Source organism: Bacillus sp. XB1 (genome assembly GCF_053557995.1).
Genome location: NZ_JBNRIL010000001.1, coordinates 93,485 through 111,402, shown reverse-complemented (window position 1 = coordinate 111,402; position 17,918 = coordinate 93,485). Strand labels below are relative to the sequence as shown.

At 35.8% G+C, this 17,918-nt stretch carries 19 protein-coding genes; 5 read left to right on the top strand and 14 right to left on the bottom strand.

Annotation, left to right across the window (positions count from 1 at the left end):
* Window positions 1-155: 155 nt before the first annotated feature.
* The 7 genes from parC to ACK1U5_RS00600 all read right to left on the bottom strand — a co-directional run bounded on the left by parC (window position 156) and on the right by ACK1U5_RS00600 (window position 9,863).
* Complete coding sequence (parC, locus tag ACK1U5_RS00630) at window positions 156-2,579, bottom strand: DNA topoisomerase IV subunit A (protein ID WP_001147465.1); 2,424 nt, start codon at window positions 2,577-2,579, stop codon at window positions 156-158.
* A 1-nt stretch (window position 2,580) separates the two neighbouring features.
* Window positions 2,581-4,545 (bottom strand): DNA topoisomerase IV subunit B, encoded by a 1,965-nt coding sequence (parE, locus tag ACK1U5_RS00625; protein WP_001062202.1) that lies wholly within the window; start codon window positions 4,543-4,545, stop codon window positions 2,581-2,583.
* Between the two features lie 375 nt (window positions 4,546-4,920).
* Window positions 4,921-5,334: a CoA-binding protein gene (locus ACK1U5_RS00620; RefSeq protein ID WP_000151387.1), complete on the bottom strand. Its 414-nt coding sequence runs from the start codon at window positions 5,332-5,334 to the stop codon at window positions 4,921-4,923.
* Window positions 5,335-5,413: 79 nt separating this feature from the next.
* The gene (locus tag ACK1U5_RS00615; RefSeq protein ID WP_000542641.1) at window positions 5,414-6,655 is read right to left on the bottom strand and encodes a S1C family serine protease; all 1,242 of its coding nucleotides are present in this window, start codon (window positions 6,653-6,655) and stop codon (window positions 5,414-5,416) included.
* A 203-nt stretch (window positions 6,656-6,858) separates the two neighbouring features.
* Complete coding sequence (locus tag ACK1U5_RS00610; protein ID WP_001044679.1) at window positions 6,859-7,536, bottom strand: response regulator transcription factor; 678 nt, start codon at window positions 7,534-7,536, stop codon at window positions 6,859-6,861.
* A gap of 18 nt (window positions 7,537-7,554) precedes the next feature.
* The gene (gene nrdG / locus ACK1U5_RS00605; protein WP_000867078.1) at window positions 7,555-8,007 is read right to left on the bottom strand and encodes an anaerobic ribonucleoside-triphosphate reductase activating protein; all 453 of its coding nucleotides are present in this window, start codon (window positions 8,005-8,007) and stop codon (window positions 7,555-7,557) included.
* Window positions 8,004-9,863: an anaerobic ribonucleoside triphosphate reductase gene (locus tag ACK1U5_RS00600; protein ID WP_000940073.1), complete on the bottom strand. Its 1,860-nt coding sequence runs from the start codon at window positions 9,861-9,863 to the stop codon at window positions 8,004-8,006. Before ACK1U5_RS00600 ends, nrdG begins: the two co-directional genes overlap by 4 nt.
* A 225-nt stretch (window positions 9,864-10,088) precedes the next feature.
* On the opposite strand from ACK1U5_RS00600, the gene plsY reads away from it, so the two are divergent.
* Window positions 10,089-10,685: a glycerol-3-phosphate 1-O-acyltransferase PlsY gene (gene plsY, locus ACK1U5_RS00595; protein WP_000258974.1), complete on the top strand. Its 597-nt coding sequence runs from the start codon at window positions 10,089-10,091 to the stop codon at window positions 10,683-10,685.
* Window positions 10,686-10,793: 108 nt separating this feature from the next.
* Window positions 10,794-11,084, top strand: a complete 291-nt coding sequence (locus ACK1U5_RS00590; protein WP_001054453.1) for a HesB/YadR/YfhF family protein — start codon at window positions 10,794-10,796, stop codon at window positions 11,082-11,084.
* A 26-nt stretch (window positions 11,085-11,110) separates the two neighbouring features.
* Here the strand turns inward: ACK1U5_RS00590 and ACK1U5_RS00585 are convergent, their stop codons facing one another.
* Entirely contained in the window at window positions 11,111-11,530 is a 420-nt protein-coding gene (locus ACK1U5_RS00585) for an acyl-CoA thioesterase (RefSeq protein WP_061139019.1), read from the bottom strand.
* Between the two features lie 109 nt (window positions 11,531-11,639).
* On the opposite strand from ACK1U5_RS00585, the gene ACK1U5_RS00580 reads away from it, so the two are divergent.
* Window positions 11,640-12,932 (top strand): glycosyl hydrolase family 18 protein, encoded by a 1,293-nt coding sequence (locus tag ACK1U5_RS00580; protein ID WP_000614862.1) that lies wholly within the window; start codon window positions 11,640-11,642, stop codon window positions 12,930-12,932.
* A gap of 28 nt (window positions 12,933-12,960) precedes the next feature.
* Here the strand turns inward: ACK1U5_RS00580 and tlp are convergent, their stop codons facing one another.
* The 5 genes from tlp to ACK1U5_RS00555 form a co-directional block, all read right to left on the bottom strand.
* Window positions 12,961-13,158: a small acid-soluble spore protein Tlp gene (gene tlp, locus ACK1U5_RS00575; RefSeq protein WP_001133511.1), complete on the bottom strand. Its 198-nt coding sequence runs from the start codon at window positions 13,156-13,158 to the stop codon at window positions 12,961-12,963.
* A 99-nt stretch (window positions 13,159-13,257) separates the two neighbouring features.
* Entirely contained in the window at window positions 13,258-13,392 is a 135-nt protein-coding gene (gene sspN / locus ACK1U5_RS00570; RefSeq protein WP_000527987.1) for an acid-soluble spore protein SspN, read from the bottom strand.
* Window positions 13,393-13,435: 43 nt separating this feature from the next.
* A complete protein-coding gene (locus ACK1U5_RS00565) occupies window positions 13,436-13,579 on the bottom strand; it encodes an FbpB family small basic protein (protein WP_001254703.1) in 144 nt (47 codons plus the stop codon).
* 139 nt (window positions 13,580-13,718) lie between these two features.
* Entirely contained in the window at window positions 13,719-14,666 is a 948-nt protein-coding gene (locus ACK1U5_RS00560) for a 3'-5' exonuclease (RefSeq protein ID WP_000528755.1), read from the bottom strand.
* A gap of 115 nt (window positions 14,667-14,781) precedes the next feature.
* The gene (locus tag ACK1U5_RS00555) at window positions 14,782-15,357 is read right to left on the bottom strand and encodes a redoxin domain-containing protein (RefSeq protein ID WP_000269054.1); all 576 of its coding nucleotides are present in this window, start codon (window positions 15,355-15,357) and stop codon (window positions 14,782-14,784) included.
* A gap of 195 nt (window positions 15,358-15,552) precedes the next feature.
* Between ACK1U5_RS00555 and ACK1U5_RS00550 the strand changes: the two genes are divergently transcribed.
* On the top strand, window positions 15,553-15,768 hold the full coding sequence (locus tag ACK1U5_RS00550) for a hypothetical protein (RefSeq protein ID WP_001048152.1): 216 nt from the start codon (window positions 15,553-15,555) through the stop codon (window positions 15,766-15,768).
* A gap of 11 nt (window positions 15,769-15,779) precedes the next feature.
* Window positions 15,780-16,112: a YmzC family protein gene (locus ACK1U5_RS00545; protein WP_074595727.1), complete on the top strand. Its 333-nt coding sequence runs from the start codon at window positions 15,780-15,782 to the stop codon at window positions 16,110-16,112.
* 77 nt (window positions 16,113-16,189) lie between these two features.
* Here ACK1U5_RS00545 and ACK1U5_RS00540 read toward each other — a convergent pair whose 3' ends face one another.
* Entirely contained in the window at window positions 16,190-17,848 is a 1,659-nt protein-coding gene (locus tag ACK1U5_RS00540; protein WP_000666360.1) for an ABC transporter ATP-binding protein, read from the bottom strand.
* Window positions 17,849-17,918: the final 70 nt, after the last annotated feature.

Below are 17,918 nucleotides of genomic sequence, written 5' to 3'. Positions count from 1 at the left end.
CTAATAATCAGTGTGGATAAAGAAAATCCCCATTGATTAAAGTTTCACTTTATGAGAACGATTTCATCGAGTTATTATAACAAGATTATTATTATTTACATAATAAATTGCCTAGAAAAAAGCATCTTGCTATTATTCATAGCAAGATGCCCTCTTTATTCTGGTCTTTTCTTCGTCCACGTTTCTACTACTTCACCAGTATCATTAACATCTAGCACTAGGCTACCATTACTATATCGGTCTTTATTTCGATACGCTTTCGGATCAATCTCTTCTACAATGTTTTTCTCTGTCTTCATGTAAACTAATTCATCGTCCCGAACAATTTCAATACCGACAATGCGGTACGGATTACGTTTTAATTCTTTGAAAATAACAAGACCTCGTTTCGCCCTCGTTGATTTTTCAATTTCTGATGCTTTTAGACGTTTTACAGCACCGCGCTGTGTTACGAGAATAAGTTGATCTTTGTCACCATTTAACGGTTTACCAGAAGCGACATAGTCATCTTCTTTTAAATTAATTGCTTTCACGCCAGCAGCTCTTACACCGACTGGACTTACTTCATCTTCATGGAAAATAAGTGCATATGCACCGTGTGTAGCAAGAACGATATCACTCGTTCCATCTGTCGCAAATATATCGACAACTTCATCATCTTTTTTCAAGTTTACAGCAACGAATGCCCTTGAATAACGCTGAACTTTATATTGATTTAATTCTGTTTTCTTTATCATACCATTTCTTGTTACAAATACGATAAATCGTTTTTCTTCCTCAAAGTTCTGTACAACCGTTGCCCAAATGATTGTTTCATCCCGGTCGAGTGAAACGATATTAGCAACGTGCTGACCTAAATCTTTCCAACGAATATCTGGCATTTCGTATACTGGCAGATATATATAGTTTCCTTTATTCGTAAATAAGAGGACTGTCTCTGTCGTATTCGTATCGAATCGTTCAAGTAAGATGTCACCCTCTTTCATACCGAAGTCTTTGCCGTTTGAGGCATTGTGTGAGCGCCATCCAGTACGTTTCACATATCCTTCTTTCGTTACAGTAACGATGACATCTTCTTGTGGGATCATCACTTCTACATCGATTTTAATTTCCTCGATTTGATCTTCAATAATTGCGCGTCGATCATCACTATATGTTTTCTTAACTCTCTTTAAATCTGTTTTAATTACTTGAAGTAATCTTTTTTCACTTTGTAAAATTGCCTGTAGCTCAATAATTTTCTTATTAAGCTCATCTGCTTCTTCTTGTAACGCCGTAATGTCTGTATTCGTTAAGCGATATAATTGCAAGGAAACAATTGCTTCTGCCTGTGCTTCTGTAAAGCCAAATTTTGCACTTAAATTATCTTTCGCGTTACGTTTATCTTTTGAAGCTCGAATTGTTTCAATTACTTGGTCTAAAATCGATAATGCTTTCTTTAAACCTTCTACAATATGTTGACGATTTTCTGCTTTTCTTAATTCATATTGCGAACGTCTCGTAATAACCTCTTTTTGATGTCCAATATAAGCATCTAAAATTTTCGGTAATGTCATAAGTGTTGGACGACGATTATTGATCGCTACCATATTAAAGTTATATGGAATTTGCAAATCTGTATTTTTATATAAATAATTTAAAATACCTTCGGCGTTTGCTTCTTTCTTTAATTCAACAACAATTCGTAAACCAGTACGATCTGTCTCATCACGCACTTCAGCAATACCATCTAACTTTTTATCTAGACGTAATTCATCCATTTTCTTTACAAGATTTGCCTTATTCACTTCGTAAGGAATTTCAGTGATTACAATTTGTTGTTTCCCACCGCGCACTGTTTCAACTTCTGCTTTTCCGCGAATAATAATTTTACCTTTACCTGTTTCATACGCCTTTTTAATACCATCAATCCCCTGAATAATACCGCCTGTTGGGAAATCTGGTCCTTTCATAACTGTTAATAAATCATCAACAGTACTATTTGGCTTATCAATACGCATCATTGTAGCATCAATAACTTCTCCAAGATGATGCGGAGGAATTTCTGTTGCATAACCAGCGGAAATCCCTGTAGATCCGTTCACTAATAAATTCGGGAACGCTGCTGGTAATACAACCGGTTCTTCACTCGTATCATCAAAGTTTGACACGAATTCAACTGTTTCTTTATCAAGATCACGTAATAATTCAGATGCGATTGGTGATAAACGAGCTTCCGTATAACGCATCGCTGCCGCTGGGTCCCCATCAACACTACCGTTATTACCATGCATTTCAACTAAAACATTACGTACTTTCCAAGTTTGGCTTAAGCGTACCATTGCTTCATATACAGAGGAATCTCCATGTGGATGATAATTACCGATAACATTACCTACTGTTTTAGCTGATTTACGAAACGCTTTATCATGTACATTACCTTCTACATACATAGAATATAAAATACGTCTTTGTACTGGCTTTAAGCCATCACGTGCATCTGGAAGTGCACGATCTTGAATAATATATTTACTATAACGTGCAAAGCGATCACCTAACACGTCTTCAAGCGGGAGGTCATGAAACTTCTCTGCTTGCATGTTATTCCACCTCCGTCTCCATAATCATTTCATTTTCTAAAATATTTCCTTCTTCTTGCATACCAAACTGTACATTACGTTCAATCCATTTACGGCGCGGTTCTACTTTATCGCCCATTAATGTTGTAACGCGACGCTCTGCTCTTGCTGCATCATCAATTTTCACGCGAATTAATGTACGCGTTTCAGGATTCATTGTTGTTTCCCATAATTGATCCGCATTCATTTCACCAAGTCCTTTATAACGTTGTAACATATAGCCTTTTCCAACTTTTTTCGTTACACCGTCTAATTCCTCATCTGACCAAGCGTATTCAATTACCTCACTCTTACCTTTTCCTTTACTTACTTTGTATAAAGGAGGAAGTGCGATAAACACTTTACCAGCTTCGATAAGTGGCTTCATATATCTGTAGAAGAACGTTAATAACAATACTTGAATATGAGCCCCATCCGTATCGGCATCGGTCATAATTACAACTTTATCGTAGTTAATATCTTCAACATCAAATTCATTTCCTACACCGCCGCCAATCGCATAAATGATTGTATTAATCTCTTCATTTTTAAAGATATCAGCAAGCTTTGCTTTTTCTGTATTAATTACTTTACCACGTAACGGTAATACGGCCTGGAAACGTCGGTCTCGTCCTTGTTTCGCAGAACCACCGGCAGAGTCACCCTCTACTAGGTACAGTTCATTTTTTTGCGGGTTACGTGATTGTGCAGGTGTTAATTTCCCGCTTAACGTACCTTCTGATTTTTTCTTTTTCTTACCACTACGCGCTTCTTCTCTTGCTTTACGGGCTGCTTCACGGGCTTGTGCTGCTTTAATTGCTTTTCTCACAAGAAGTGTAGCTACATCAGGATTTTCTTCTAAAAAGTATGCTAAATGCTCAGATACAATGGCATCAATTGAAGAACGCGCTTCACTTGTACCTAGTTTCCCTTTCGTTTGCCCTTCAAACTGAAGCACTTCTTCTGGTACACGTACCGAAACGATAGCCGCTACACCTTCACGAATATCTGTGCCTTCTAAGTTTTTATCTTTTTCTTTTAATAGTGCTACTTTACGAGCATACTCGTTAAACACACGCGTCATCGCTGTTTTAAATCCAGCTTCGTGTGTTCCACCATCTTTTGTACGTACGTTATTTACAAACGATAAAATGTTTTCTGAGTAGCCATCGTTAAATTGAAATGCTAGTTCTGCTTCAATTCCATTTTGTTCACCAGTGAAATATACAACTGGATGAATGGAATCTTTTTCTTCGTTTAAATATGAAACGAAAGCTTCAATTCCCGTTTCATAATGAAATACATCCTCTAAATCATTTCGTTCATCTTTTATTGAGATTTTCATTCCTTTTAATAAGAATGCAGATTCACGTAATCTCTCACATAATGTTTCATAATTATAATTTGTTGTGCTGAAAATCGTTGTATCTGGTTTGAAATGCATCGTAGTACCAGACTCTTTCGTCTTCCCGATTTTCTCAAGCGTCGTTACAGGAACACCGCCATTTTCAAAGCGTTGTTCGTAAATATTTCCGTCACGCTTAATCGTTACGACTAACCATTCTGATAAGGCATTTACAACCGATGCCCCAACCCCGTGCAAACCACCACTCGTTTTGTAACCACCTTGACCAAACTTACCACCGGCATGAAGTACAGTTAAAATAACTTCAGGTGTAGGTTTCCCAAGTTTATGCATTCCCGTAGGCATTCCTCGCCCTTTATCTATAACGCTAATACTATTATCTTTATGTATTACGACTGAAATTTCGTCGCCAAATCCCGCTAACGCTTCGTCAACGGAGTTATCTACTATTTCATATACTAAATGATGCAATCCACGGCTGTCCGTGCTCCCGATATACATACCCGGGCGTTTTCGAACGGCTTCAAGTCCTTCTAACACTTGAATCGCATCTTCATTATATTGGAACTGATGCTTCGCCAAACTCCTTGCCCCTTTCCTAATCCAAAATCAGAACATATGTTTCTATTATAGAATAACGCCTCGACTATAGTTTTGGCAAGTTATCTTATCTCTTTTATATACCATTTTCAATAGAAAAATCCTTGTTTTCTCACAAGGATTCCTCTAGGCTACTATTTCAGAAAAATAATCGTTTGTCAACGAGAAATGGATATGTATTCCAAGATTACACATTCCAAACCTTTATTATGATCCAAATGATCAAGATCCAAAATGGGATTACAAATAACAACCCCCAAAAACAGCCTTTAAAAAATCTCATGATGAACACCTCGTTCATCGGCCCTACTTATCTATAATGAGGGCTGAATCAATCTTTCTACCTTTAAATCTATACTATTTTGTCATCGCATGTTCTACTTTAATACAACGATCCATTATTACAGTATAGTCTTTTTCTTTTAAAAATTTGTATGTATCCTCATCTTGTACTCCTAATTGTGCCCAAAAAACATCTGCATCAATCTCTACAAATTCTTTTGCAACATCCATTAAAAACTCTGAGCGACGAAATACATTTACTATGTCAACGTGTTCCTTAATATCCTTTAGTGAAGAAACTGCCTTTTCTCCAAGCACCTCATCTACTGTTGGATTAACTGGAATAATGCGGTATCCAGCATCTTGCATTGCTTTTGAAACCATATACGATGTACGTTCTGGCTTATCTGATAATCCAACAACCGCAATTGTTTTGCTTTTCTTTAACACTTCACCAATTTCCGTACGAGTTGGGTTTTCAATTGTCATAATTAATCCCTCCTATTCCTTTAGTATAGCCGATAAAGAAAGTCTCTTTCAATATGAAAGAGACTTTCTTTTATTTCGATTATTGATTCTTTGTAGCTGAATTATCTGCTAAAGTAGCCGATTTCGTCATTTTTTGACCGTTACGGTAGAATGTAACTTCTACTTTCTCGCCTACTTTTTTCTTTTCATATAAATATTTACGGAATTGAAGCGCATTCTCTACTTTTTGATTATCTAATGCTACTACAATATCATATTGCTCTAAACCAGCTTTTTCAGCAGGTGATATTGGGTAAATTTTACCTAATACAACACCATTCGTTACTTCTTTCGGTACTTTCAATTGATTGACTGCATAAGCTTGCACATCTTCTAATGAAACGACACCTACTCCAAGCGCTGGACGTTTCACTACTCCGTCTTTTTCAAGTGATTCAATAACTGGCTTTGCGATATTAATTGGAATAGCAAATCCAATTCCTTCAACTTCTTGTTGTGCAATTTTACTTGAGTTAATCCCAATTATTTCACCATTTTGGTTAAATAATGCACCACCACTGTTACCAGGGTTAATCGCTGCATCTGTTTGAATAACTTGTGCTTGCCAATCTGGTCGTTTATCGCCATCAATATCAACTGGAATTTCACGTTCTTTACTACTGATTATACCTTCCGTTACACTTCCATCAAAACCTAGTGGGTTACCGATTGCAATTGCTTTTTCACCCGCGCGGATTTTACTTGAGTCACCTAAAGTTGCAACTTTATTCACATTAGCCCCGTCAATTTCAACAACAGCTAAGTCTAACCAAGGATCTTTCCCTACTAACTTTGCATCTACCTTTTTACCATCACTTAGTTTTACAGCAAGTTTATTTGCACCATCTACTACGTGGTTGTTTGTTACGATATATGCTTTATTCCCTGCTTTTTTATAAATAACACCTGATCCTGAACCAGCTTGTTGTTCTTGACCTGTCGGTTGCATTGCAAATGGATCAACACTTTGTTGCATATTAATAACACCTACAACAACATCTTTCGCCCCTTCAATCATACCAGGTAAATCAGTTTCATTTTTCGCTTTATTTACAACAGGAACTACAGTACCTTCTACTTTTGAATCCGAACTAAATGATGATACTGGCGCTCCATTATTTTGAGCCCATGGCATATATGGTGCTGCAAAACTAATCGAAACCGCTCCGACTACAGCCCCCACTAAACCTGTGAAGAAATAGCCTTTTTTACTACCTGATTTTCTCACTTCTCTCGTTTCACTATGCTCTTCATTTAAATTTGGTCCGTCGTAATATCCCATGTTTTATTTCCCCTCTCTGGTGAATTCGTATTTTCAGTATAGTCACGTTTTGTGTCCTTCTTGTGAACTCATCGTGAAATCTAATTAAAAAAATACTCCTATCTAACATTGTAGACAAAAAAAGTATTTTTTGTACATTCTACCTTCAAAAGAGAGTATAAAATCGCCATTTCCCTAGGCTAAATTACACAAATCGTTCTAGATTATTCTTCAAATTTATAACCAACTCGAATAACAGTACCGATATGCTTCGCTTTATCTCCTAGCTTATTTCGAAGTTTTTTAATATGGGTATCAACCGTTCTGTCATCACCGTAATAGTCATATCCCCATAACTGATCTAATAAATGTTGACGTGATAACACGATTCCTTTGTTCTCCATTAAATACACAAGAAGTTCAAATTCTTTATGTGTCAATATAATTTCTTCTCCATCTACTAAAACAGTTCTAGATAGACGATTTACTTCTATTCCAGCTAAAGACATAGCATTTTCTTCCGCTACTCCTACCGCACCATCCGCACGTTTCAATAACGTCTTTGCGCGAGCTACTAATACTTTCGGGCTAAATGGTTTCGTTACATACTCGTCTGCACCTAATTCGAAACCTAGCAATGTATCATCCTCATCCGAACGTGCTGTCAACATAATAATTGGTACTGCTGATTCTTTTCTAATTCTTCTACAAACAGACCATCCATCTATTTCCGGTAACATAATATCTAACATAATTAAATCAATTTCATGCTCTGCAAATAACTCTAACGCTTTTTTTCCATCTTCTGCTTCGATTACTTCAAAGCCTTCATTACGAAAATAATCACTAACAATTTCACGTAATCTTCTTTCATCTTCAACAAGCAATACTGTTTTATTCATATAATCTATCCCGCCTTTTTACTCTTTCAATCGAATAATACGTTGATTGGAGCTTCCGCGAAATGGAAGTGTTAAATCTTTTTTCTCAATTTCAAACCTTCCATCGACTAAAACATCCCCATAATGTAACAACTCTATCATATCATTATTTTGAGAACTCTGTATCTCTTCTAACGTATAACCTGTATACATCCATAGGTTTTTTTTCAAATCTTTCACGATTTTTGCTACCTTTTTCACTTCAGCAGCTTGAAAAAATGGATCTCCACCTGAAAATGTTACATCAGTTAATGGATTACTTGCAATCTCTTTCACAATTTCTTCTACTGTCATTTCCGTTCCATTGCAAATATTCCACGATTTCGGATTATGGCAACCAACGCAACGATGCGGACAGCCCGCAAAAAACACGACTGTCCGCAATCCTTCTCCATCTACTACACTATCATGAATAATATTCATCACTTTCATTTATGTTTCACCCGATCTATCTCTTCACTACGTTTCGCACTATTCCACTTCGACATATCTCCTACAAGATAGCCTGTTATACGGCGAATTCTTTCTATATTAGCCTCATCTTTATTCCCGCAACTTGGACATTCATTCCCAATAACCCCGTGATAACTACAGCACTTACAACGGTCAACAGGATGATTAATTGAACCGTATCCAACGCCATGTTCTGCCATGGCTTGTACAATTTGTTTTAATGCCTTTTTGTTATGCATTGCTGCTCCATCTAGTTCAATATAAGTAATGTGTCCTCCATTACAGAGAGCATGGAACGGGCCTTCTAAACGGATTTTATTTATCGCTTGAATGTTATAATAAACTGGAATATGGAATGAATTCGTATAGTAATTATGGTTCGTTATACCGTTAATTTCACCAAATTCTTCTCTATCTTTTTTCACAAACTTCCCTGATAATCCTTCTGCTGGAGTTGCAATTACTGAGAAATTCAGTTGATGTTCTTCTGTCGCTTTATCCATTCTATCTCTCATAAAGGAAATAATTTCATACCCAAGTTTCCATGATTCTCCATCTTCCCCATGATGCTTTCCTGTTAAAGCTACTAAACATTCCGCAAGACCGATAAAACCAATACTTAACGTCCCTTGTTTTAAAATCGAGGCTACGGAGTCTTCAGGCTGCAACGTTTCTCCACCACGCCATACACCTTGTGAATATAAAAACTGAAAATCTCTTGCTCGTTTCGTACATTGATACGCATATCTTTCTAATAGCTGCTTAATTCCTAAATCTAAATAATAGTTTAGCGCTTCAAAAAACGCTTCTTTTGAACCACTAATTAACGCTAATTTCACTAAATTAATAGACGTAAATGATAAATTCCCTCTACCAATCGCTGTTTCTTCTCCATGTATATTAGACATAACACGGGTACGACATCCCATGTAACATACTTCACTTTCTGGTCTTCCATCATAATGCACTGCATTAAACGGAGCATCTAAAAATGAAAAGTTAGGGAATAATCGCTCTGCGGTTGTCTCTAATGCTAATTCAAATAAATCGTAGTTCGGATCACTTTCTTCAAAATTCACACCTTTTTTCATCTTGAAAATTTGAATCGGAAAAATCGGTGTCTCTCCTTTACCAAGTCCAGCTTGTGTCGCTTTTAAAAGTTGTTTAATTAACATTCTTCCTTCTTTTGATGTATCTGTTCCGTAATTAATAGAAATAAACGGTACTTGTCCTCCGCCCCTACTATGCATACTATTCGAATTATGAACGAAAGCCTCACACGCTTGATACGTATCATTTTCCGTTTCTTTCCATGCGAATTCTTCTATTTGTTCTTTCGTAAGCGGATATGATTGTAATCGTTTTTTATGTCTCTCAATTGTTTTTCGTACATAAGGTGCTAAATCAATATCAAAGAGTGCAAACGATTGACCACCATGCTGCATATTTTGATTCGCTTGAAAAATAATAGACGAAAGAGCCAATGCACTTTTAATGTCTTGCGGTTGTCTCATATGTCCATGTCCAGTATGAAAACCGTTAGCAAGCATTTGCGCTAACGGAATTTGTGAACAAGTCGTCGTTCCTGTTGCATAAAAATCTAAATCATGTGGATATAATATATTTTCATTTATCGCTTTTTTCACTTGATCTGACAATAAATTCTCAACAGCATAATATTTTGCACTCTCAGATGCGAACGTTCCCATTACGCCCATTGGAGAGCGGCCGTCTACATTTGCATTTTCTTGCATCAAATCTTGTTCATTGCCGTGGACTATTGTCTCAAACACTTTCATTAATTCTTCTTCTCCACGTGTATTATTTTGTAACATTTATAACCCTCCACCAATATGTTGTTATCTTTTGATTAAAATGTTACTACATATAGTCTTACTGTTTCTGTGAGAAATGTAACATTACTGTGAATTTTTTTTCACGAAATAATGAATTTTTCATTTACAAAAAAGAAATGTGCTCTTTACAAATGTATGGTACAATATACGGGAAAAACTCTTTTTACCCTTTATCAACACATTTGAATAAAGGAGACTGAACTTATGGTTACTACATATCTTTTATTTATCGTTGCCTACTTACTTGGCTCGATTCCATTTGCACTAGTTGTTGGAAAAATCGGCTACGGAATCGATATTCGTGAGCACGGGAGCGGTAATCTAGGCGGAACAAACACATTCCGCACATTAGGGAAAAAAGCAGGTTTTACCGTTACAATTGCTGACATTTTAAAAGGGACATTAGCAACAAGTCTACCAATGATTTTCGGATTAGATATTCATCCACTATGGTTCGGGTTAGCGGCTGTTCTTGGACATGTCTATCCAATCTTCGCGAAATTCCGCGGTGGTAAAGCAGTTGCAACTTCTGCTGGGGTGCTATTATGCTATTCACCAGTTGTTTTTGCAATATTGGCTGTTGTATTTTTCACCCTTTTATTTACAACAAGATACGTATCACTTTCTTCTATGGTAACAGCAGTTGTTGCTGTTATTGCATCCATTGTTAGCGGGGATAAAATCTTCATTATTGCGATGTGTTTATTAGCAGGTATGGTTATTTATAAACACCGTGCAAATATCGGACGAATTATAAATAAAACTGAACCAAAAGCAAACTTTTCAAAAAAGCAAAAATAAGATCGGAACCCACATAACGCAAAAAGAAAACGTGAAGCATATTAATAGCGTCTTTTTGCGTTATTTTTTATACTAAAGAAAAAGCAACATAATTTGGAGGAACTATACATGAATCTTTCCGTAACAAAAGAAGCAGCACAATGGTATAAAAATGAATTAAACTTACAATCAAATGAAACACTACGCTTTTTCGTACAATACGGTGGTTGCAGTACTGTGCAAAAAGGACTTTCTTTAGGGATTCGTAAAGATGATCCTGCACATCCTGCTGTTCAAATTCAAGAAGAAGGTATTAACTTCTTTATTGAAGGCGATGATGAATGGTTCTTCGATGGACATAATTTATCTGTTACACTTAACGAAGGTGACGACTTCCCACAATTTAATTATGAAAAATAAAAAAACGTGGCTTCTGCCACGCTTTTTTATTTTTTCTTAATTTCCTCATATTTCGCATACCAATCAGGATATAACTTTTTAAATGATACAGGGCGGAACCCTTCTTTTTTCGCACAAATATTCGTCGTACTTGCAGTAATACAAAGTTCACCATCACCATTATATATTTCATATCCATATACAACGCGAAGTGGGCTCACAGTATCTACCCATGTTTTTACGATTGCTTTTTCTCCGTAACGCATCGCTTTACGGTATGAAATTTGTAAATCTAACACAGGAGAAATAATTCCTTCTTTCTCCATTTCAACATATGAAAAACCTAAATCTTGTATAAGTTTCGTGCGACCTAACTCAAGCCACACTAAGTAGTTTGAATGGTAAACAACACCCATTTGATCTGTTTCCGCATAACGGATTTCAACTTCATGTTCTGCTACAAACATATGTATTCGCCTTCTTTCACTTCTGCTACCTTGCATACATTTAATCATAATACAGTGACATCAAAAATAAAATAAAAATAGTGAATCTTTTCCCGAAAGGAGCAAGCATATGATTCAAATTGTAACGGTTCGTAGCGGTGATAGCGTATATAGCTTGGCATCAAAATATGGATCAACACCTGACGAAATAGTAAAAGACAATGGACTAAATCCCGCTGAAACGCTCGTTGTTGGTCAGGCACTTATCGTTAATACGAAAGGAAATAATTATTATGTACAGCCTGGTGACAGCCTCTATCGGATTTCTCAAACATATAATGTCCCCCTCGCTAGTTTAGCTAAAGTTAATAATTTATCTTTAAAATCTATTCTCCATGTCGGACAACAATTATATGTACCAAAAGGCACAAAACGAGCTGTAGAATCCATCGCTTATTTACAACCTTCCACTATACCGATTAAAGAGAGTTTAGTTAATGCTACACGTGCCATCAATCCATTTTTAACATATTTAGCTTATTTTAGTTTTGAGGCAAAAAGAGATGGCACATTAAAAGAACCTACTGAAACAGCTAAAATTGCTAATATTGCAACGCAAGGGCAAACAATCCCTATGCTCGTTATTACAAATATTGAAAATGGTAATTTCAGTGCAGATCTAACATCGGTTATTTTACGCGACGCAACGATTCAAAACAAATTTATTACTAACATTTTGCAAACAGCTGAAAAATATGGCATGCGAGACATTCATTTCGATTTCGAGAGTGTAGCACCCGAAGACCGCGAGGCCTATAATCGCTTTTTACGAAATGTAAAAACACGCTTACCTAGCGGGTACACATTAAGCACAACTCTCGTACCGAAAACAAGTTCAAATCAAAAGGGAAAATTTTTCGAAGCCCATGATTATAAAGCGCAAGGGCAAATTGTTGATTTCGTCGTCATTATGACATATGACTGGGGTTGGCAGGGCGGGCCACCAATGGCAATCTCTCCTATTGGTCCTGTAAAAGAAGTACTTCAATACGCAAAATCTCAAATGCCTCCCCAAAAAATTATGATGGGGCAAAACTTATACGGATTCGATTGGAAACTTCCGTTCAAACAAGGGAATCCACCAGCAAAAGCAGTTAGCTCTGTCGCAGCTGTTGCACTTGCTCGTAAATATAATGTTCCTATCCGCTATGATTTCACAGCTCAAGCTCCACATTTTAATTACTTTGACGAAAATGGCGTACAACATGAAGTTTGGTTTGAAGATGCGAGGTCTATTCAAAGTAAATTCAATTTAATGAAAGAGCAGGGCATTGGCGGTATTAGTTATTGGAAGATTGGCTTGCCATTTCCACAAAATTGGCGTTTACTTGTTGAAAACTTTACGATTACGAAAAAGGGCTGACAAAAGTCAGCCCTTTTTGTACATTTTGTTAAGATTCATCTTTGATTTCACTTTTTAATGAGTCAATACTTTCTAAACGTCTTTGATTTTTTGCTTCAATAGCAGCACGATCTTTTTCATTAGAAAGTTCCGCTGTTTCTTTTGCTTCATTAAAGTTATCAACTGTATTTTGCACCATTTCTTGTAACTTTTCAGCGTTGTCACTTCGATTATCTGGATTTGGCATGTACTTCCCTCCTAATATTGTATATACACACCATCTTAAATTACCTATCTTTCCTCAAATTTATACATAAAAAAGGAGAATGTAATATTCTCCTTTTCTTTAACCATTATCAACAATCGGTTGTTTACCTGTTTGATCTTGCATTTGCTTTCCTTTATTTCCACCAGCTTTTTTTGATTGTGTTCCAATATGATTCGGTGCAAAGTCTTTTGAATTTTTTTTCGGATTACCCATTACTATCGCCTCCTTAACACTAGTATCGTACTAGTGTTAAGAATTATTCAGCTTGCTTAAAAAGTTTCATTTCATAACGTTTTTCAATGCGCTCTTCAATGCGATCAATTGCCTCACGATCGCTTAATAATTGTTGTTTATTTTCATTTACAAGTTCTTCAAACGATTTACGGCGACTTCTTCTCATGTTGTTCACCCTCTCTCCTTCGCTTTCTTATTACATAGTATGAGCAAACAAAAAACTCTTTAATCAGATTTGCAAGAAAATTTTATGTTTTAGTACTCCTAAAAAAACTCCGTGTACAATATATTGCACACGGAGTTTTTTATACCATAATATTTAAATACTCTTTCAACTTTTCATCTGCATTCATTTCATTTTCTTTATAATCATGAAGCGCCTGTAATACAAAATCATACTGCTCTAAAATATAACTTTCTAATTTCATAACATCCTCTAAGCTATTAAGCATAATTCTCGTATTACCAACTTCACTTTTTAACGCCGGTTCACATTTTAAACTTGTACATATTTCTTTCACATCTTCTTCTAATATCTCTGTTAATACATATTTCTTTCGCCCTTTTACCTTTAATCTCATAACTGGATAAAAAGCTTTTATATCTAAATAACTTCCTACGTTCATACAACGTAGCCATTCTACATTACGTTTATTACATGCAAGTATTTCTTTCACCGCTTCATATACCGCAGTTTCATCAAGCATAGCCTTATTTACTTTTCGTTTCCCTTCTTCTTCAATAGCTGCACACTTTTGATAAACAGCAGCACACGTAATGCAATCGTCAAATGCATTATGAGAGCTTAAACGAATTCCAAGCATTCGTTTTAACGTTTCAAGTTTATGATTAGGCGCATGCTTCATGTATTTCTTTGCTAAAAATACAGTATCAATTACTTTATTTTTAGGTTCAGGCAACCCAAGCATATTTACATTACTTTTCAAAAAGCGCATATCAAAAGAAGCATTATGGGCCACAATAACATTTGTATGTAAAAATGCTAAAAATAAAGGTAACACTTCTTCAATCGTCGGTGCATCTGAAACGCGATAATTAGTAATACCTGTTAAACTCGTTATTCGGTCCGGAATTGGCCGCTCTGGATTCACGTATGAAACAAATTGATCTACTAATTCATGATTACGATATTTCACTGCTGCAACTTGAATAATTTTATCATTATAAGGGTTAAATCCTGTTGTTTCAAAATCAATTACAACATAATCTAACGGTAAGGATACATTCCCCACTCCATACACTCCTTTATCTCTAAACGGTTATATTTCTTACATCATATCATGAAGTGATTACTACTTGAAAAAGAAAAGGCAGAAATGGGAACTCTCCATCTCTACCTTTTCACCATTATTTTAATTTAGCAACTCTTTTCTCCATCTCTTTTTGTGTCATCGGCCCAATAAACTTATCTTGAATGACACCTTTTGTATCTATAAAATACGAAGTTGGAATCGTAATTACTTTATAAGCTGTTGTCACATCAATGTTCTTGTCCAATAAAATAGGAAAAGTAATTCCTTTTTCTTTAGCAAAATTGCTTACCTTCTCTTCCCCCCCACCTTTTTCTGAAGGCGTATAATTGACCGCTAAAATTTCTACGTTCTCTTTATGTTCTTTATAGAAAGCCTCCATATCAGGCATTTCTTGCTGACATGGTCCACACCACGTAGCCCAAAAGTTTAAAATTACTTTCTTTCCTTTTAAATCCGATAACTTTACATTTGTCCCATCTAACTTCGTTAATGTAAAGTCCGGTGCACTCTTCCCTATCTCAATACCATTCCTTGCGATAATCTCTTTCATCGCAGCTTCACTTTTTTCTTGCTTCACTTTTACCGCCTGCTCTTTATGACCAAACTGTTCATAAGCTGCATATCCCGCTAAACAAAGTAACACTACAATAATCGTAAGCTTCCGCCACATTTTATATCACCCTAACGTATTATCTTCTTTTAACACATTCATCAAAATACTATATACCTTATTTTAGCTTATACGGACAAGCTTGGAAATATTCACATTCTAAATAATCAGAATTTTTATAACTAATATGAAATATTTACCTTTTAATCATATAATTAGAAATACATAGAACATTTTACAATGAAAGGAGCTCTCATGAATTTATTTAAAAAAATACTTCTATATATTCTTAGTTTTATATTTTCCCCAATCGGAATTATCACATGGATTATCTCACTATTTAGTAAAGATCCTGAAAAAAAACAAGTTGGACATATTTGTCTCTATATCGCATTAATCTCATTTATCCTTTTGGCAGGCCTCGGCATTATTACTTTTTTCACGATGACTACCATTACTACTATAGAATAGCTATAGAAAGGATGATTGTTTTGGGAGAACACCCTATCACCAAAGAGCTACGCTATATACGAATATGCTTAGTTATTTTAGTAATCGTTCTTTTATTTTTCAACAGTGAAAAAGTCGTTGAAATTTCTACAAATCATGATTCCATAGAAAATGTTCCCACCAGTAATATGACACAAATCGCGGAAAATACATTCGCTATTCAAGAATATAATCCATTACTAAGTAGCGAACATACAATTAAGATTTTCAAATATAATCCAGATACAAATCAACTTACTCTCGTCAAAGAAGTTAATTCTAGTGATTCGAATTCTTATACTTATCAACTTAATGAGACCGAATAAAGTGAAACTTTAATCAGCCCTCACCAATCGGGCTGCCCGGCAAATAGCGGAATAAAGATAAGAGCATTACATATCTCTTATCTTTTTGTTTGCAACTCTTTGTACAATGAGTTGCAATTTAATAATTCTCTAGGATTCCCACATTCCACAATAGTCCCATTCTTTATGACAACAACACAATCTGCTATCATCGCTCTCTCTACATCATGTGTTGCCACAATTCTCGTTACATCTCTTCCTATCCCTTCAATCATATTCCAAACCAGTTCTTGATTGCCCGGATCTAGCCCAGCCGTCGGTTCATCTAAAATAATAAGAGTTGGATTTGATACAATCGCGCGCAATAATGCAAGACGTTTTCTTTCGCCTCCCGAAAACTCTTCACCGCTTTTATGTAGCACAGTTTGACTCCCTTCAGGTAACCCTCTAATAATCGGCGTTGCATTTATAAGTTCACTATTTTTTTCTAACTGATTTTCTAAACCCTCTTCCCCGAAATACATATTCTCTGTTACCGTCGTTCGGAAAAAACGTGGTTCTTGCCACACTGTAGTCATACGAGCTTCATTACCATAATAAGCAATGCTACCGTTAGATGGTTTATACAAGCCCGTTATTAACTTTAAAAGCGTTGTTTTTCCTGCACCGCTTTCTCCCACAATCATAACGAGTTCACCAGGACGAATTTGCAAATCAATATTATGAATTCTGCATTTCTCTTCGTCATTCTCCTGAAATGAAACATTTGTTATCCTGATCCCCATCGCTCTTTCTACATTGCTATCTGCTGCTCGTTTATTTAAAAAGCAAAAAGCTCTATTTGCCGAAGCGACTGCAACTTGTGTCATTATTAATAAATCGCCCACATAACGGACAGGGAAAAAGAGCATCTCAATTGTCGCTAACACTGCAATGAGTGAACCAACTTCTATTTCTCCCCTCATTATTTTTTGTGCACCTATAATGAGAACAACAATATATGCTCCTGTTTCAATCACCGTTCCAACTACTCCAATGCAATGTTGCATCATCGTCTTCTTTACTTCTGATTTATACGATTGTGCCGTTACTTCTTTAAATAAGCGAATTGCCCATTTTTCTTTTTGTAAACTCCGCAAATCTTGTATCCCCTTTACAAACTGTGACACCATCTCTACAACACTTGAGTGATTTTTTTGAGAAACGCTTGCAATATCTCTTACCTTTTCTCCCATCAGTATTGGAACAATTGTACTTAAAAATAAAAACGGAGTTACCCACAATATAAACTGTATATCTATATGTTGTAGTGCTATGAAAGCTCCAATAAATTGGGCAATAGCGTGTATATATTCTATTAATATAGAGCCATATAATCTGACCCAGTTCGGAATATCAGACACGACCAAAGTTTCTAACTCTCCTTGCTTAATCTTCTCACTCTCTTCAAACGGTAATGAGAAATAGTGACGCAATAATTCTATACGTTTCGTTTGTAATATACGTTGACTCGCTTTTGAACTTATATAATCAAATAAAAGATTGTTCGCCCACATTAAAAAGTGACTACCCGCAAACAAAGCTATATATACATACGCACCTTTTAGCTCCCTTTGAATAAGATTGTCTACAATTAATCCCATGAAAATTGGGCGAGATAAATTTAAAATGGCAGCAATTATCCCACTACATACAGCTGCTATTACTAATATTTTTTCTTTCTGTAACGGTAACAGAATTCTTTTATATTCTTTCATGACGTTTCCTCCATTTTTCGTAGTAAAAAAGAAAGGGATGAAACCATATGGTTTCATCCCTTTCCATAAA

What these genes read in the sequence shown, in the direction of transcription:
- ACK1U5_RS00540 (WP_000666360.1), bottom strand. Translation starts at nt 17,848, where the DNA reads ATGAAAGAATATAAAAGAATTCTGTTACCGTTACAGAAAGAAAAAATA.
- ACK1U5_RS00600 (WP_000940073.1), bottom strand. Translation starts at nt 9,863, where the DNA reads ATGTTACAAAATAATACACGTGGAGAAGAAGAATTAATGAAAGTGTTT.
- ACK1U5_RS00580 (WP_000614862.1), top strand. Translation starts at nt 11,640, where the DNA reads ATGATTCAAATTGTAACGGTTCGTAGCGGTGATAGCGTATATAGCTTG.
- ACK1U5_RS00620 (WP_000151387.1), bottom strand. Translation starts at nt 5,334, where the DNA reads ATGACAATTGAAAACCCAACTCGTACGGAAATTGGTGAAGTGTTAAAG.
- nrdG (WP_000867078.1), bottom strand. Translation starts at nt 8,007, where the DNA reads ATGAAAGTGATGAATATTATTCATGATAGTGTAGTAGATGGAGAAGGA.
- ACK1U5_RS00590 (WP_001054453.1), top strand. Translation starts at nt 10,794, where the DNA reads ATGAATCTTTCCGTAACAAAAGAAGCAGCACAATGGTATAAAAATGAA.
- ACK1U5_RS00585 (WP_061139019.1), bottom strand. Translation starts at nt 11,530, where the DNA reads ATGTTTGTAGCAGAACATGAAGTTGAAATCCGTTATGCGGAAACAGAT.
- plsY (WP_000258974.1), top strand. Translation starts at nt 10,089, where the DNA reads ATGGTTACTACATATCTTTTATTTATCGTTGCCTACTTACTTGGCTCG.
- ACK1U5_RS00550 (WP_001048152.1), top strand. Translation starts at nt 15,553, where the DNA reads ATGAATTTATTTAAAAAAATACTTCTATATATTCTTAGTTTTATATTT.
- parC (WP_001147465.1), bottom strand. Translation starts at nt 2,579, where the DNA reads ATGCAAGCAGAGAAGTTTCATGACCTCCCGCTTGAAGACGTGTTAGGT.
- ACK1U5_RS00615 (WP_000542641.1), bottom strand. Translation starts at nt 6,655, where the DNA reads ATGGGATATTACGACGGACCAAATTTAAATGAAGAGCATAGTGAAACG.
- ACK1U5_RS00610 (WP_001044679.1), bottom strand. Translation starts at nt 7,536, where the DNA reads ATGAATAAAACAGTATTGCTTGTTGAAGATGAAAGAAGATTACGTGAA.
- ACK1U5_RS00565 (WP_001254703.1), bottom strand. Translation starts at nt 13,579, where the DNA reads ATGAGAAGAAGTCGCCGTAAATCGTTTGAAGAACTTGTAAATGAAAAT.
- sspN (WP_000527987.1), bottom strand. Translation starts at nt 13,392, where the DNA reads ATGGGTAATCCGAAAAAAAATTCAAAAGACTTTGCACCGAATCATATT.
- ACK1U5_RS00555 (WP_000269054.1), bottom strand. Translation starts at nt 15,357, where the DNA reads ATGTGGCGGAAGCTTACGATTATTGTAGTGTTACTTTGTTTAGCGGGA.
- tlp (WP_001133511.1), bottom strand. Translation starts at nt 13,158, where the DNA reads ATGCCAAATCCAGATAATCGAAGTGACAACGCTGAAAAGTTACAAGAA.
- ACK1U5_RS00545 (WP_074595727.1), top strand. Translation starts at nt 15,780, where the DNA reads ATGATTGTTTTGGGAGAACACCCTATCACCAAAGAGCTACGCTATATA.